Origin of the sequence: Stenotrophomonas sp. 22385, assembly GCF_052045085.1 — a bacterium.
GTDB lineage: Bacteria > Pseudomonadota > Gammaproteobacteria > Xanthomonadales > Xanthomonadaceae > Stenotrophomonas.
This window is the reverse complement of record NZ_JBQEOG010000006.1, coordinates 81,557-95,831: the sequence shown is the minus strand read 5'-3', so window position 1 is coordinate 95,831 and position 14,275 is coordinate 81,557. Positions and strand designations below refer to the sequence as shown.

The 14,275-nt window shown below is 67.8% G+C and carries 15 protein-coding genes; 6 read left to right on the top strand and 9 right to left on the bottom strand.

The genetic code is table 11. The features are described from left to right. Positions 1 to 36: 36 nt before the first annotated feature. The 6 genes from ACTJI4_RS11950 (at position 37) to ACTJI4_RS11925 (ending at position 5,577) form a co-directional block, all read left to right on the top strand. Entirely contained in the window at positions 37 to 1,407 is a 1,371-nt protein-coding gene (locus ACTJI4_RS11950) for a hypothetical protein (RefSeq protein WP_440869462.1), read from the top strand. A gap of 108 nt (positions 1,408 to 1,515) precedes the next feature. After that, complete coding sequence (locus tag ACTJI4_RS11945) at positions 1,516 to 1,950, top strand: pyridoxamine 5'-phosphate oxidase family protein (protein ID WP_392915610.1); 435 nt, start codon at positions 1,516 to 1,518, stop codon at positions 1,948 to 1,950. 12 nt (positions 1,951 to 1,962) lie between these two features. Next, a complete protein-coding gene (locus ACTJI4_RS11940) occupies positions 1,963 to 2,691 on the top strand; it encodes a DUF72 domain-containing protein (RefSeq protein ID WP_440869461.1) in 729 nt (242 codons plus the stop codon). Next, positions 2,684 to 3,412, top strand: a complete 729-nt coding sequence (locus ACTJI4_RS11935; protein ID WP_440869460.1) for a DNA-formamidopyrimidine glycosylase family protein — start codon at positions 2,684 to 2,686, stop codon at positions 3,410 to 3,412. The genes ACTJI4_RS11940 and ACTJI4_RS11935 overlap by 8 nt, the downstream gene beginning before the upstream one ends. 150 nt (positions 3,413 to 3,562) lie before the next feature. Next, entirely contained in the window at positions 3,563 to 4,219 is a 657-nt protein-coding gene (locus ACTJI4_RS11930; RefSeq protein ID WP_392915618.1) for a class I SAM-dependent methyltransferase, read from the top strand. Positions 4,220 to 4,350: 131 nt separating this feature from the next. Further along, positions 4,351 to 5,577, top strand: a complete 1,227-nt coding sequence (locus tag ACTJI4_RS11925) for an MFS transporter (protein WP_392915621.1) — start codon at positions 4,351 to 4,353, stop codon at positions 5,575 to 5,577. A 37-nt stretch (positions 5,578 to 5,614) separates the two neighbouring features. Here ACTJI4_RS11925 and ACTJI4_RS11920 read toward each other — a convergent pair whose 3' ends face one another. From ACTJI4_RS11920 to mdcA, 9 genes are all read right to left on the bottom strand, one after another. Beyond that, positions 5,615 to 6,334 carry a GntR family transcriptional regulator gene (locus tag ACTJI4_RS11920; RefSeq protein WP_392917530.1) on the bottom strand — a complete coding sequence of 240 codons (720 nt, stop codon included), beginning with the start codon at positions 6,332 to 6,334 and terminating at the stop codon, positions 5,615 to 5,617. Between the two features lie 323 nt (positions 6,335 to 6,657). Beyond that, positions 6,658 to 8,013, bottom strand: coding sequence for an SLC13 family permease (locus ACTJI4_RS11915; protein ID WP_392915624.1), 1,356 nt, complete (start codon positions 8,011 to 8,013; stop codon positions 6,658 to 6,660). A gap of 88 nt (positions 8,014 to 8,101) precedes the next feature. Continuing rightward, entirely contained in the window at positions 8,102 to 9,022 is a 921-nt protein-coding gene (gene mdcH, locus ACTJI4_RS11910) for a malonate decarboxylase subunit epsilon (protein ID WP_392915627.1), read from the bottom strand. Beyond that, positions 9,019 to 9,852: a triphosphoribosyl-dephospho-CoA synthase MdcB gene (gene mdcB, locus ACTJI4_RS11905; protein WP_392915630.1), complete on the bottom strand. Its 834-nt coding sequence runs from the start codon at positions 9,850 to 9,852 to the stop codon at positions 9,019 to 9,021. The genes mdcH and mdcB overlap by 4 nt, the downstream gene beginning before the upstream one ends. Positions 9,853 to 9,860: 8 nt before the next feature. After that, a complete protein-coding gene (gene mdcG / locus ACTJI4_RS11900; RefSeq protein ID WP_392915632.1) occupies positions 9,861 to 10,532 on the bottom strand; it encodes a malonate decarboxylase holo-[acyl-carrier-protein] synthase in 672 nt (223 codons plus the stop codon). After that, a complete protein-coding gene (mdcE, locus tag ACTJI4_RS11895; protein ID WP_392915635.1) occupies positions 10,525 to 11,235 on the bottom strand; it encodes a biotin-independent malonate decarboxylase subunit gamma in 711 nt (236 codons plus the stop codon). Before mdcE ends, mdcG begins: the two co-directional genes overlap by 8 nt. Next, the gene (locus ACTJI4_RS11890; RefSeq protein WP_392915638.1) at positions 11,232 to 12,140 is read right to left on the bottom strand and encodes a biotin-independent malonate decarboxylase subunit beta; all 909 of its coding nucleotides are present in this window, start codon (positions 12,138 to 12,140) and stop codon (positions 11,232 to 11,234) included. Before ACTJI4_RS11890 ends, mdcE begins: the two co-directional genes overlap by 4 nt. Further along, positions 12,137 to 12,457 (bottom strand): malonate decarboxylase acyl carrier protein, encoded by a 321-nt coding sequence (gene mdcC, locus ACTJI4_RS11885; protein ID WP_392915642.1) that lies wholly within the window; start codon positions 12,455 to 12,457, stop codon positions 12,137 to 12,139. The genes ACTJI4_RS11890 and mdcC overlap by 4 nt, the downstream gene beginning before the upstream one ends. 11 nt (positions 12,458 to 12,468) lie before the next feature. Next, the gene (gene mdcA / locus ACTJI4_RS11880) at positions 12,469 to 14,112 is read right to left on the bottom strand and encodes a malonate decarboxylase subunit alpha (RefSeq protein ID WP_392915645.1); all 1,644 of its coding nucleotides are present in this window, start codon (positions 14,110 to 14,112) and stop codon (positions 12,469 to 12,471) included. Between the last annotated feature and the right edge of the window lie 163 nt (positions 14,113 to 14,275).

Below are 14,275 nucleotides of genomic sequence, written 5' to 3'. Positions count from 1 at the left end.
CCTGGCGGCAGGCACCCGCCCAGCAAGGAACCCCACATGCAAACCCTTCTTCTGCTGGCGCTGCTGACGGCGCCGGCCACGGGATCGTCGTCTGCCGATCCTGATGCCGGCCGCGACTGGCAGCCCGGCGATCACCACGTCCACAGCGAGTGGAGCGTCGACTGGGACCGCACTACCACGCCGCCCACCCCCATCCGTGGAGGGGACTCGTCCTACACCCGCAGCCACAACGCCGAGCGGGCGCGTCACTTCGGGCTGCGCTGGATGGTGCATACCGACCACGGTGGCCCCGGCCACTCGGCGGTGACCCGCGATCATGCCTACCCGGCGCTGCTGCAGGCGCGCAGGGACGTGCCCGAACTCATCCAGTTCAACGGCATGGAGTTCGACGTGCCGGCGGGCGAACACGCTTCGCTGATCATCGCGCCCGGCCCGGGGGAGGGCGAACAGCTGGTGTCGATCGAGCGCGACTACAGTCGCGGTGAACCGCTTGAGGAGGGCAGCCGCGATACCCAGCAGCACATGTTGGATGCCCTGGCCCACATGCGCGGGCTGAGTCCGCTGCCGCTGATGCTGATCAACCATCCCTCGCGCACCGCTACCGGGGTAGGGCGCTGGGGCGAAGTGGAACCCTCTGAGCTGCTTGCCTGGCATGCCGCTGCGCCGGAGGTGTTGGTCGGCATGGAAGGCGCGCCGGGGCACCAGGCCACCCGCACCGAGCGCGGCCTGTATCGAAATGCGGCAGCACCGACCTTCGGCGGCTTCGACCAGATGACCACGCAGATCGGTGGCGTCTGGGACCAGATGCTGGCCTACGGCACCCGGTTCTGGATCACCGCCAGCTCCGATTCGCACGTCAACCAGCGTGACGGGGGCAACGACTTCGATCCGGGCGAATACAGCAAGACCTATGTGTGGGCCCGCCCGCAGGGCGATGACATCCTCGGCGGCGTGCGCGCCGGGCGCATGTTCGCAGTGACCGGCGACCTGATCGATGCGCTGCAGCTGACCGTGCAGGCGGCCGATGGCAGCGGTGGGGTAGGGCGCATGGGCGAAAGCGTGACGTTGGCACCGGGCGTGCCGATGCGCGTGCGGTTGCGGGTGCGAAAGCCCGAAAGCGCCAATGCGGTCGGGCAACATCCGGCGTTGCGCCAGCTGCAGTTGATCGTCGGCAGCGGTGGTGGACAGGCGCCGCAGATGCAGACCCGGCGTTTCACCGCGAAGGACTGGAAGCAGGAAGGTGCGTGGTACCAGGTGACGTGGACATTGCCGGCACCGGAAGGCGGTGGATTCGTCCGTGCGCGCGGCAGCAGTACCGACGAACCGACGCCACTGGCCGACATCAAGGGCGAAGATCCCTGGCAGGACCTGTGGTTCTACACCAACCCAGTGTTCATCGACCGGTGAGGGCGTGTGCCGCTCCACCGCCGTGAAAGAAACGGGATGACGCCTGCACGACCCGCTCACGGCACCCCGCCGACGCTGGGAGCACCCGAATCCCGCATGGACCCTGACATGACCACGCTTACCCTGCACGACCTCGCCAAGAAAATGGCCGGCATCGACTTCACCATGCTGCAGACGTTCGCCGATAACGGCGAAATCGCCGGCCGTCCGATGAGCAACAACGGCGATGTCGATTACGACGGCGACAGCTGGTTCTTCTCGCTGGACAGCACCGACATGGTCCGCGAGCTGCAGGCCGAGCCAAAGGTGGCGCTCAGTTTCACCGGCAGCAAAGGTCTGCTCGGCAAGCCGCCGCTGTTCGTGTTCGTGCAGGGCAAGGGCCGCATCATCCGCGACAAGGAGGTGATGCGCGAACACTGGCAGAAGAGCCTGGAGCGATGGTTCGAGCAGGGGGTCGATACTCCGGGCCTGGTCCTGATCCACGTCCACGCGCACCGCATCCATTACTGGGACGGCGAAGATCAGGGCGAACTCCAGGTCTGAACACCGCCGCTCATGGCTTCTTCTTCCAGGCCATTGGTGGGCTGCGCAGGCTGGTCCATTCCAGCCCGCTACGCCGGGCTGTTCGGCCCGGGGGAGAGCATGCTTGCGCGCTACGCCACCCGCTTCCAGGTGGTGGAGATCAATTCCTCTTTCTACCGGCCCCATAAGCCTGAGACCTACGCGCGTTGGGCGGCCAGCGTGCCGCCGGCGTTCCGGTTTTCGGTCAAGATCCCGCGCACCATCTCCCACGATTCTGCGTTGGTCGGCGCGGGGCCCTTGCTTGACCGCTTCCTGGATGAGTCCAGCGCGCTCGGCACCAGGCTGGGTGGACTGCTGCTGCAGTTGCCCCCCTCCCTGGCGTTGGACGCCCGCCGCGCTTCCAGCTTCTTCCGCGCGCTGCGCAGGCGCAGCGAGGTGCCACTGGTGTGCGAACCACGCCATGCCAGCTGGTTCACCGACGCGGCCGAAGCATTGCTGTTGCGGCATGGTGTCTCGCGGTTGGGGGCCGACCCCGCGCGCGTGCCGGCGGCCGCGCAGCCGGGTGGTGCACCTGCATGGCGCTACTGGCGCTGGCACGGCGCCCCGCGCATGTACTACAGCGACTACGACGAGACGGCGTTGGAAGCGTTGGCCGGGCAGGTGAGGCAGGCGCGTGGACCCCGCTGGGTCATCTTCGACAATACCGCACACGGCTTTGCCGTCGCCAACGCCGCGCGCCTGCAGGAGCGGTTGCATGCCTGAAGGTCCATCCATCGTCATTCTGCGGGAGGCTGCGGCAAAGTTCCGAGGCAAGACCGTGCGGCGCGCGCTGGGTAACAGTTCCCTGGATCTCACCCGCATGGAGGGGCGCCGCGTGCTCGCGCTGCGCAGCTGGGGCAAGCACTTCCTGGTCGAATTCAGCGGTTTCAGCCTGCGCGTGCACATGCTGATGTTCGGCAGCTACCGCATCGACGAACGCAAGCCATCGCCTCCGCGCGTTTCGCTGCAGTTCGACAACGGCGAGCTGAACATCTATGCCTCGTCGCTGAAGTACATCGAAGGAAAGCTGGACCAAACCTACGATTGGCGCACCGACGTGATGAACGACGCGTGGGACCCGCGTCTGGCCCGGCGCCGGCTGAAGCAGCAGCCAGACACGCTGATCTGCGATGCACTGCTGGACCAGGAGCTGTTCGCCGGCGTCGGCAACATCATCAAGAACGAAGTGCTGTTCCGCCAGCGCGTGCACCCCGAAAGCACGGTAGGAGCGCTGCCGCCCCGGGTGCTTGGCAGGGTCATTGCCGACGCCCGCGCCTACAGCTTTCTGTTCCTGGAATGGAAGCGCGCCTTCGAGCTGAAGAAGCACTGGCAGATCCATACCAAGCGGACCTGCCCAACCTGCGGTGGCCCGGTTTCCAAGACCTACCCCGGCAGGAGCCGGCGGCGCACCTTCTTCTGTCCCAATTGCCAGATCCAGTACTGAGTGAAGGGCAGAACCCGCCTGTCCTGTAGGATGGGCGCGTCCCACGCCGTTTCGCGCGTCCTGCGCGGCCACCCCGGTCGCCCGCTTCGCTCCCCTTTCGAGCCGTCCGCCATGCTGCTGGGCTGGCTCTCCGTGTTTCATGGAGCGTACATGCCGGGCTATACCACCCGCATTCTCACCATTCCCGTGAACGGCCACGCATTCCGCATACGTGCCCTGAGCGACCTGCAGCAGTTCGCCGACCCCACCGGCCGCGCCGAGCGCGCGGGCATCCATTCCTCGCTGTGGAGCCTGTTCGGCCAGGTCTGGCCGGCCGGACGGGTGCTGGCAGAGACCATGAGCCACTACGACGTGGCCGGCAAACGCATTCTGGAGCTGGGCTGCGGGCTGGGCCTGTCCAGCCTGGTGCTGGCCCATCGTGGCGCCAACGTGGTGGCCAGTGACCACCATCCACTGGCCGAATCGTTCCTGGCCTACAACGCCGGGCTCAATGACCTGCCGGCCGTGCATTACCGCGACCTGCCCTGGGAGATGCCGGATTCGTCACTGGGCCGTTTCGATCTGATCATCGGCAGCGATGTGTTGTACGAGCGCGGCCACGGCGTGCAGATTGCCGCGATGATGGAGCGCCACGCCAAGCCCACTGCCGAACTGCTGCTGACCGATCCCGGTCGCGGCAACCTCGGCGGCTTCTCGCGTGCCATGGCCCTGCAGGGGTATGCAGCGAGTGAAGAGGGCGGGTTCGGTGAAGACGAGAGCAGCTCGCCCGGCCGCGGCCGCCTGCTGCGCTACGCCCGCACCGCGTGACGACGCGCCATGCGTGTCCCACGGAATGCGTGACGCAATGACATGCCGTGCAGGTCTGCCGGGGTAGGCTGCTGGCCATGACCATTCCCGATCCTGCGTCCCGGCCCGCATCACCCACACCCAGCCGCTCCATGATCGTCGCCGGCCTGTCCACGGTAGTGGAGTGGTACGACTTCACCCTGTACCTCTACCTGGCCACCGTGTTGTCTCGGGTGTTCTTCGGCGGCGGCGACAATGCCCTGCTGGCCACCCTGGCCGGGTTCGCGGTGAGCTACCTGATGCGCCCCCTCGGCGCGCTCTGCTTCGGCCACCTCGGCGATCGCTTCGGCCGGCGCTACATGCTGCTTGCCTCCATGGCCCTGATGACCGTGGCGATGCTGGCCACCGCCATGCTGCCCACCTACGGAAGCATTGGCACCTCCGCAGGCGTACTACTGCTGCTGCTCCGCTGTGTCATGGCGTTCTCGGTGGGCGGCGAGTACACCGGCGTGGTGGCCTACCTGCTGGAAAGCGCCCCCGTTCGCCGGCGTGGCCTGGTGACCTCACTGGCCTCCGCAGCGAGCGAAGTGGGTGCCTTGCTCGCAGTGGCACTCTCGGCACTGACCGTGGCCCTGCTCAGCAGCGCCCAACTCGATAGCTGGGGCTGGCGCATTCCCTTCTTCATCGGCGCCGCCCTGGCCGGCGGTATCCTGCTGGCGCGCTCGACCATGCACGAATCGCCAGAATTCGAACGCCAGGTTGCCGCCGGGACCGTCCCCACCTCGCCGATCCGCGATACCTGGCGCTACCACCGCGGCGCCGTAGCGCGCACCTTCGCCATCTCCGCGCTGGGCTCCATTACCTACTACGTAGGCATCACCTACGTACCCGCATTCCTTGAGTCCGCCAGCGACGTAGGCGAATCCAAGGCATTGTGGCTGTCCACCATCGCCGCCGTCGCCGTGATCGGCGTGACCCCGCTGGCCGGCGCATTGTCCGACAAGGTCGGGCGCCGACCGGTGCTGATCGGCCTGGCGCTGCTCTCAGCACTGCTGCCATTGACCATGTTCGGCCTGATGGCCACCGGCAGCGCAGTCCAGATCGCCCTGGCTGCCGTGGTGCTGGCCTGCCTGGCCGGCGGCGTCAGCGCCGTCGCCGCACCGGCCACCGCCGAACAGTTCCCCGGCGAAGGCCGGCTCAGCGGCCTGGCGCTGGGCGTGACCATGGCCACCGCCTTCTTCGGCGGCGCCACCCCGCTGCTGGCCGAACTGCTGGTGCGCCACACCGGCTGGGCGGCCGCGCCCGGCGCGATGATCGCCGCGGTGGCGTTGCTGGTATTGCCGGTGCTGTGGGGCCTGCGGGAAACGCGCCCGACCTGATTACGCAGCCACGCAGGGCGTGGCTCTACCGGGGGGGTTACGTGCCGCCTTGCGTGGGTAACGGGGCAGGGACGTTCAACAGGCCCCCGGCTGCCACATACGCCGCCAACGCTTGGCCCTGGCTCAGCAGGTGTCGTTCCATCGTGCGCTCGGCCGCCTCCGCATCACGCCGGCGGAAGCACGCCATCAACTCGCGATGTTCCGCCAGCGACTGCGCAGTACGCCCCGGCGTCAACAACTGCCGCCCACGATGCATCTTCAGAATGCGGTGCAGGTCATGCGTGATCCGGATCAACCACGGATTACCCGCATAGTGCTGCACCGTCTCATGGATCAGATAGTTGTTGCGGTAGTAGTCGGCAATATTGCCCTCCGCCGCCGCCGCCTCCATCGCCGCATGCAGCGCCTCCAACTGCTGCACCCCGGCATCATCGATGTGCTTCACCGCCTCATGCGCACAGCGCCCTTCCAGCATCGCCATCACCGGAAACAGCTGGTTCAGATCCTCCAGCGTCAGCCGCGTCACCCGCGCCCCACGCCCCGCATCGATCTGCACCAACCCCTCCGCCGCCAGCAGCTTCAGCGCCTCGCGCAACGGCGTACGGCTGATCCCCAGCTCCTCGCAAAGCCCCGGCTCATCAATCCACTCCCCAGGCGGCAAGCGATAGTCATAGATGCGCTCACGCACATGCTCGGCCACCTCCTCATACAAGGGAGCACGCCTTTTACGTGAACGCGGAGCAGGAGCAATGGCCATAAGCAGATTGTATTCGTTCTTTTCCATGGCCACCGGCACACCGTCAAAGGCGGGTCGGGGCGGGTTTATGGGGGTGTGAGCCGCATGGGTCGGGCGTATACGCCCGACGGGTTGGGCAGGAGCCCAACCCCGGTCTTGCCGTGTGCGCAGGACAGCGCACACGTGCAAGCGGCGACCAAGCCCCCATGGACGGGTTCACGGCGTCCCCCATAAACCCGCACCGTCCCGCCAAGCCGCGGAAGCCTTGGCAATAGGCTTTTGCTGTTGCTCTGGCTGTTGCTCTGGCTGTTGCTTTGGCTGTTGCTTTGGCCGTTGCTTCAGCCTTACATCCAGCCAGGAACAACAAACAGCAGCCAAGCCAACAGCGGCCCGAACACCACCACCAGCCCGCTGTACACCAGGAACCGGCGGAACAGCGACTCGCGCTCTTCCTTGGCGGCCGACGCCACCACCAGCGCACCGTTGGTCGAGAACGGACTCACATCCACGATCGTCGACGACACCGCCAGCGCGCAGATCACGCCTGCCGCGCCCAGATGCCCCTGCAGCAGGAACGGCACCGCCAACGGAATCGTCGCGCCCAATACCGCCGCCGACGACGCAAACGCCGACACGATCCCGCCCACGTAACAGACCAGCAGCGCCCCCAGCAGCGGAATGCCGATGTTCGACACCCCGTTGCCAATGTAGTCCACCGAACCGGCCTTCTCCAGCACCCCCACATACGTCACCACACCGCAGATCAGCAGCACCGTCGACCAGCTGATCCCATCCACCGCACCCTTCTGGCTGGCCGGCGACAACAGCGCCAGCACCACCGCCACCGTGATTGACACCAGCCCCACATTGAGGTTGTAGATCAAGGCCGCCACGCCCAACCCGACCAGCCCCACCAGCGTAAGCAGCCGCTCGCGCGTAATGCCCACCGCCTCCAGTGCATCCGGATCGTTCGACAACGTACCGCCACCCGCCGACACCAGCGCCCCGTGGCCCTCGATCGCGAACTGACGCGACGACGCCTGCGGCCCACCGGCCAACGCCAGCTCACCGCCGCCCACCGCCACCGCACCGCGCCGCATCAATGCCACCCCACCAAACGCGAAGAAGCAGATCGTCGCCATCATGAAGTTGAAGCCCAGGCTGGTCAGGAACACCGCCATCTCCGTCACTTCCAGCCCCGCCTTCTGCACCACCCCGTTGGTGATGCTGCCGTACACACTGATCGGCGAGAACCCGCCCGCCTGCGCGCCATGGATCACCAGCAGGCCCATCAACAGCGGATTGATCCGGTACTGCTTTGCAAAACGCAGCGCCACCGGCCCGATGATCGCCACCGCCGCCGGACCCAGCGCACCGAACGCGGTCAGTACCGCCGTGACCACGAACATCACCCACGGAATGGCCACGATCCGGCCGCGTACCGCCCGCACCGCCCAATGCACCAGCAGATCGATGGTGCCGTTCTTCTGCGCGATCGCGAACAGATACGTGATCCCGACCAGCGTCAGGAACAGATCACCCGGGAAGCCACCCAGCACCTCCTTGCCCTCCATCCCCACGAAGATGCCGCCGATGATGAAGGCCAGCGCAAACGCTACCGCACCCATGTTGATCGGCAGGGCAGTGGCGATGATGAACATGATCACCAGACCGATGATCGTTGCAATTTGTGGACTCATGCGCCCTCCCAGACACGTGATTCGCGTACCGCACGGATGGGAACCCGCCATCCACGGGGTGTGGCGTGCTACAGGTGGAGCCAACCGCTCATTGCAGGCGACCGAGTGCGCGTTGCACCCAGTCCGCCGCACCGTCCAGGTGCTGGAATTCTTCGACCGCGCGGACCTCGCAGCACGGATACGCGCTGGCCACCATGCGCGCCAGCGCGGTGCCGGGGCCCAGCTGCAGGAACACCCGCGCACCGCGCTCGAACAGCTGGCGCATCACCTGCGCCCATTCGATGGTCTGCGCCAGCTGTGCCGACAACGTGTGCACGCTGCCGGCGTGGTCGCGCACCACGCGCCCATCGATGCCGGCCAGCACCGGCAGGCCCGGCGGCTGCCACGCCAATGCCTCCAGCGCAGCGGCGAAGCGCGGAACTGCCGCCTGCAGCAAGGGCGTGTGCGAGGGCACATCCACCGGCAACGGACGGATATCCGCACCGGCCGCCCGCGCGTCCCCGGCCAGCGCCTCCAGTCCCGCCAGCGCACCACCCACGATGAAATGATCATGGCCGTTGACGATGGCGATGTACGCGCCATGCACCGCGCACAGCGAGTGCACCCGCGCGCGGTCCAGCCCCAGCACGGCCTGCATGCCTGAGTCGGCGGGGCTGGCGGCATCCATGTACCGCGCACGCTGCAACGCCAGGGCCAGGCAGGAGCGTGTATCGAAACTGCCGGCAATGGCATGTGCCGCCAGCTCACCAATGCTGTAACCGGCCACCATGCGCGGCACCGGCAGTCCAGTGCGAAGCGCGTGCCAGTGCGCCAGGCTGGCCGCGCACAGCAGCGGCTGCGCCAGCGCGTTCTCGAAACGCGACTCCGCGCCTGCCGCAGCGAATATGTCCTGGCCCAGCACCTCACTTGCGCCGTCAAGCACCTCAAGCGCCGCCGCGTTATCGCGCACCCGGTCGAACATCGCCGGGTGCTGCGCGCCTTGGCCCGGGCAGAGCAGGGCAAGGCTCATACCGCCTCCTGCCGCAGCAGGAAAACGCTGCAGGCCAGCAGGTCGGCGCTGCCGCCCGGGCTCAGCCGGCGCGCCACGAACGCCTCGCCCAGCTGCTGCAGGCGCGGGCGCCAACCGGCGCCGAACGCACCGCCCTCGGCCATGAACGCGGCCGCCTGGCTGCGGGCCCAGTGCAGGCCTTCGGCACCGCCACGATGCAGCAGGTTGATGTCATCCAGTCCGGCCACCAGCGCCATCAGCGTGTGGCACAGCGCGGCCTCGCGCGGAAGACCGGCCGCCAGCGCATCGCGCAGGGTCGGCAGCGCCAACGTGCGCAGCATGGGATACCCGGCGGCCGCCTGTTCGCGCACCCCGGCAATGCCATGCCGGCCGCGCACGCGCTGGCCCGGGCTGTGCGGATCCAACGGCGCGGCCAGCAGCTCACGCGACCAGTGCTGGACACCGAGGCAGACCTGCTCGCCCGACACCGGCTGCCCCAGGCCGCGGCGACGCGCAGCCGCCGCCACCAGCAGCCCAAGGCTGAAGATCGCACCCCGGTGCGTATTGATTCCCCCGGTGGCGCGCAGCATCGCCGCCTCGGCCTGGATGCCCAGCGTGCGCAGCGCGGAGAATGGCGCATCCTCCGCTCCGGCCAGCGCGATATCGCGGAAGTAGTGGCGCAACGCAAACAGGCTGCGCAGGAAGGTACCGGCATCCATGTCGTCATGGCTGCCCGGATCGAATGGCGTCACCAGCCCCGGCTTCGGCGCCAATGCCAGCTCCGCATGCAGGCTGCCCACCGCCAGTCGCCCCAACCGCGCCGAATCGACGCGAGGCCGCAGGATGTTCATGACCGCGCTCACAAGGCGACCCCGTAGTGCCACGCCCTGCGTGGCAACCCGACACACCGAAACAGGTTCGACCGCAACTCCAGCCCAGCCCCATCCACCCGCTTCACCAGTACCTGCCGCGCCCCGCTACCAAACTCGCGCCAGTTCACCGCCCCACCACCGGGCAGGCTCAGCTCCCCATCCACGCGCCGGCCAAAGCGCAGCTCCCACGCCTGCAGGTCAGCGACCAGTGCGTCGGCATCCGGCGCGGTTTCGACATTCCACAGCAGGTCGATGTCCGACCGCGCATGCACGTACTCCAATCCGGTCAGTACCTGCCAGGCAAACGCGCCGAACACGCGGGCGGGCGCCAACCTGTCCAGCGCCGCCAGCGCGGCGTGCCACGCCTCCGGCACGAGCGCGTGCACCCGCACCTCCGCCAGTTCCAGCGGGGCCTGCTGTCGCACGATGTCGCCCACCGGTACCCGCAGGCCCAAACGCTGCTTGCCCTCGGCGGGGGGGAGCGGAACACCGAGGCGCACGCGGGGATCGGGTTCATCGGCGGCGCGGCGCGCCACCACGGCGGGCCAGCCCTGCGCAAACCACGCCGCCAGGCGCGCGTCATGCGCGGCCACGTCAGCCCGCCAATCGGCGTGCGCCGACAGCCAGACCAGCGTGTGGCGGGCGGGCCGGTCAGGCATCGCCAGCGGCCACCTGTGCAGCCACCCGCGCGGCCAGCGTACGGCCCCCCCGTTCGGCACCGCGCTGCGCGCGGCGGTCACCCTCGGCCGGCGCACGCAGCGCGTCCAGCACTGCATGCGCCAGGTCGCCGTGCCATACCGACTGCACCGCGCCCATGGCAACGTAGTTCTCCACCCCCGGCGCGAAGACCGGCGAACTCTGGCTGAGTGACTGCAGTTTTTCCAGCGGCTGCTTGGTCACCCGCGCCATTGCGCGCAGGTCCATCACCCGCACCTGTGCATCGGGCAGCGCGTGGATATGGTCGGCCATCAACCCGAATGACAGGAAACCCCCACTGACCGATTCGCCGTACACCAGCGTGACCAGGTGCGCGCCACGGCGACGGGCCAGGTCCAGGGTCTGCGCCAGGTGCGCGAAATAGCCATTGATGCCCAGCAGTTCGTCGCGGCGCGCCAGCCGTTGGCCGGCCGTATCGACCAGCATGACGATCGGGCGCTGCGGGTTCGAGGCGGTGCTCGCCAGTACGGTTTCGGCCAGCACCAGCGCGTGGTCCACGCCGACCTCGATCTTGTCGGTGGTACCGATCACGGTCACCTCGCCGTCGTCGGTGGTGGCGGTGCCGGTGAGTACCGAATCGGCGACGGTGATGCTGTGCCCGCGCGGGAACAGCGCGTCGAGCAGGGAAGGGAGCGGCGTGGTCATGGCAGGTTCCTGTCAGCGGTGGCGGCCAGGAAGTCATCGGTATCCAGCAGCGGCAGCCGCTGCGGATCGTCGATGCCCAGCCGGGCCCAGATCTCCAAGCCATCGCGGCAATCGCCCCAGGCCTGCACACGCGCCTTCAGCGCAGCGTGACGGGCCTGCAGCGCCGCCAGCGCGGTGGCAGGGTCGGTGCTGGCGTCATCCGGCTGAAGGGCAGCGAAGGCCGCCTGCGCGAACGCCTCGATCGCATCGGGCACCAGCACCTGGGCCTGATCGATCAGGTAGCGGTGCTTGCCGCCGGTGACCCGCCAGACCAGTGCGCGGTCGCGTGCATCGAACTCCTCAACGCCGCGCACCGTTTCGATCACTTCCGGGCCGGACAGCGACAGCCGGCCTTCCTCGGACATGATCACCGTGGTGCAGCACCGGGCCACGATGCCCATGCCACCGAACGCGCCATTGCCGCTGCCGATCAGCGCCAGCACCGGTACTCCGGCGGCGCGCGTGGCCAGGACCGCGCGCATGATTTCGGAAATGGCGATCAACCCGGCGTTGGCTTCGTGCAGGCGCACGCCGCCGGTATCAAGCAGCAGCAGCACGGCCTCCGGCCGCGTCTGTACGGCACGTTGCAGCAGGCCGGTGAGTTTGGCGCCGTGCACTTCACCCACGCCACCCCCCATGAACTGGCCTTGTTGTGCCGCCACCAGCACGCGCCTGCCGCGCAGCCGGCCTTCGCCCACCACGATGCCATCGTCGAAGGCGGCGGGCTGGTCCAGCTGGGCCAGGTGCGGACTGATCGCGCGTGCGGCCGGGCCGAGGATTTCCCGGAAGGTACCGGTATCCAGCACGCCGGCGATGCGCTCGCGCGCGTCGGCTTCGTAATAGCTGTGGCGGTGGGCCAGGCTCATGCGCTGTCTCCGGCGTGCAGGGTTTCCACCGCCTGGTCCAGCCGCAGGCTGACCACGGCGGGGGTGGCGCCGGCGTCGTTGATCGACACCTGCACATCGCGCAGCGGGTGGCGGCGCGCGAAATCGGTGATCACCGCTTCCCAGATCGTGCCGAAGCCGCGTGCGGCGGTGACGATGCGTACCGCCATCGCACCATCGAGTGCGGCAGGCTCCAGCAGGATTTCCAGGTTGCCCGAGGCCAGCACGCCGACCAGCACCGCATCGGTGGGGAAGTGCACGGGCTGGGTGCCGGTGAAACGGTAGTCGAGGGTTTCCATGGCACGTTCCCTTACCAGTTGCGGAAGCGCTTGGGCGGGTCGTACAGCCCGCCGGACCAGCGCACAAGGTCTTTCACCGAACGCGCGGCCAGCAGGTCGCGGCTGGCATCGCGCAGGTGGATGCCCAGATCGGCCGGGCGCTGGATCACGCCACGGTCGCGCAGGTTCTCGACCATGGCGCGGTCGCGGCCCAGGCCCACGGCGGTATAGCCGGCCACGCCGCGGATCGCCTGTTCGCGTTCCTCGGTAGTGCGGCACAGCAGCAGGTTGGCGATACCTTCTTCGGTGAGCACGTGGCTGACGTCGTCGCCGTAGATCATCACCGGCGGCAGCGGCATCGCCGCGCGCTCGGCCAGTTCCCAGGCATCAAGGCGATCAACGAAGGCCGGTGCCATGTGTTCGCGGAACGTTTCCACCATCTGCACCACCAGCTTGCGCCCCCGTGGCATTTCACCAGGCCGCGCCGCCTGCTGGCCTGCCTTCAACCAGGCATCGCTGGCATGGCGGCGGCCGCGAGCGTCCGAGCCCATGTTGGGCGCGCCGCCGAAGCCGGCAATCCGGTCGCGGGTGGCGGTGGAGCTGTTGCCCTGCAGGTCGATCTGCAGGGTGGAGCCGATGAACATGTCGCAGGCATACAGCCCGGCGGTCTGCGAAAACGCGCGGTTGGAGCGCATCGAACCATCGGCGCCGGTGAAGAACACATCCCCGCGCGCGGCGATGTACTTCTCCATGCCCAACTCGGAGCCGAACGAATGAACTGATTTGACGAAGCCCGATTCGATCGCCGGGATCAACGCCGGGTGCGGATTGAGCGCCCAGTGCTGGCAGATTTTTCCCTTCAGCCCGAGCGATTCGGCGTAGGTGGGCAGCAGCAGTTCAATGGCGGCGGTATCGAAGCCGATGCCATGGTTGAGCCGGTTGACCCCGTACTCGGCGTAGATGCCCTTGATGGCCATCATCGCCATCAGCACCTGGATCTCCGAGATCTGCGCGGGGTCGCGGGTGAACAGCGGTTCGATATGGTTCGGGCGCGGCGCCTGCACCACGAAGTTGACCCAGTCGGCGGGAATGTCGACGCGGGGCAGGGTGTCGACGATCTCGTTGACCTGGGCGATGACGATGCCGCCGCCGAACGCGGTGGCTTCGACGATCACCGGGGTGTCTTCGGTGTTGGGGCCGGTGTAGAGGTTGCCGTGGCGGTCGGCGGCCTGGGCGGCTACCAGGGCGATGCGCGGGGTGAGGTCGATGAAGTAGCGGCCGAACAGTTCCAGGTAGGTGTGGATCGCACCGATCTGGATGCGCCCTTCGGCGACCAGGTTGGCCAGCCGCACCGACTGCGGGCCGGAGAAAGAGAAGTCGAGCTTCGAGGCGATGCCGCGTTCGAACACATCCAGATGCGAGGGCAGCGACAGCACCGACTGCACCATGTGCAGGTCATGGACCCGGGCCGGGTCGAGGTCGGCCAGGCACTGGGCGAGGAAGTCGGCCTGTTTCTGGTTGTTGCCCTCCAGGCAGACCTTGTCGCCCGGCTCCAGCAGCGCGTGCAGCAGGGCGATGGCATCGTCGGGGGCGACGTTGCGGCCACGCGCCCAAGGGGCGGCGCGTTCAAGCCGGGCGTGGCGGCCGCGCTCCAAGGTGTCCCAACTGGGGTTCATCGACGGGCATCCGAATGGCGTTTCGGTAATTACGCCATAATTATGGAGGTCGGTGCAACCCGCAGCGCAGCAAAAAAAGGCCGCGCCTCGGTAATCCGGCAGCAACCGCTCAGATGAATGCGTCGCCACGCGCCCGTGAGCCGGACGCGCCCATGAAAGAGGG

Coding starts and splice junctions, on each gene's coding strand:
- ACTJI4_RS11945 (WP_392915610.1), top strand. CDS start 1,516: ATGACCACGCTTACCCTGCACGACCTCGCCAAGAAAATGGCCGGCATC.
- ACTJI4_RS11890 (WP_392915638.1), bottom strand. CDS start 12,140: ATGAGCCTGGCCCACCGCCACAGCTATTACGAAGCCGACGCGCGCGAG.
- ACTJI4_RS11930 (WP_392915618.1), top strand. CDS start 3,563: ATGCCGGGCTATACCACCCGCATTCTCACCATTCCCGTGAACGGCCAC.
- ACTJI4_RS11915 (WP_392915624.1), bottom strand. CDS start 8,013: ATGAGTCCACAAATTGCAACGATCATCGGTCTGGTGATCATGTTCATC.
- ACTJI4_RS11935 (WP_440869460.1), top strand. CDS start 2,684: ATGCCTGAAGGTCCATCCATCGTCATTCTGCGGGAGGCTGCGGCAAAG.
- mdcB (WP_392915630.1), bottom strand. CDS start 9,852: ATGAACATCCTGCGGCCTCGCGTCGATTCGGCGCGGTTGGGGCGACTG.
- ACTJI4_RS11925 (WP_392915621.1), top strand. CDS start 4,351: ATGATCGTCGCCGGCCTGTCCACGGTAGTGGAGTGGTACGACTTCACC.
- mdcA (WP_392915645.1), bottom strand. CDS start 14,112: ATGAACCCCAGTTGGGACACCTTGGAGCGCGGCCGCCACGCCCGGCTT.
- mdcC (WP_392915642.1), bottom strand. CDS start 12,457: ATGGAAACCCTCGACTACCGTTTCACCGGCACCCAGCCCGTGCACTTC.
- mdcH (WP_392915627.1), bottom strand. CDS start 9,022: ATGAGCCTTGCCCTGCTCTGCCCGGGCCAAGGCGCGCAGCACCCGGCG.
- ACTJI4_RS11950 (WP_440869462.1), top strand. CDS start 37: ATGCAAACCCTTCTTCTGCTGGCGCTGCTGACGGCGCCGGCCACGGGA.
- mdcG (WP_392915632.1), bottom strand. CDS start 10,532: ATGCCTGACCGGCCCGCCCGCCACACGCTGGTCTGGCTGTCGGCGCAC.
- ACTJI4_RS11920 (WP_392917530.1), bottom strand. CDS start 6,334: ATGGCCATTGCTCCTGCTCCGCGTTCACGTAAAAGGCGTGCTCCCTTG.
- mdcE (WP_392915635.1), bottom strand. CDS start 11,235: ATGACCACGCCGCTCCCTTCCCTGCTCGACGCGCTGTTCCCGCGCGGG.
- ACTJI4_RS11940 (WP_440869461.1), top strand. CDS start 1,963: ATGGCTTCTTCTTCCAGGCCATTGGTGGGCTGCGCAGGCTGGTCCATT.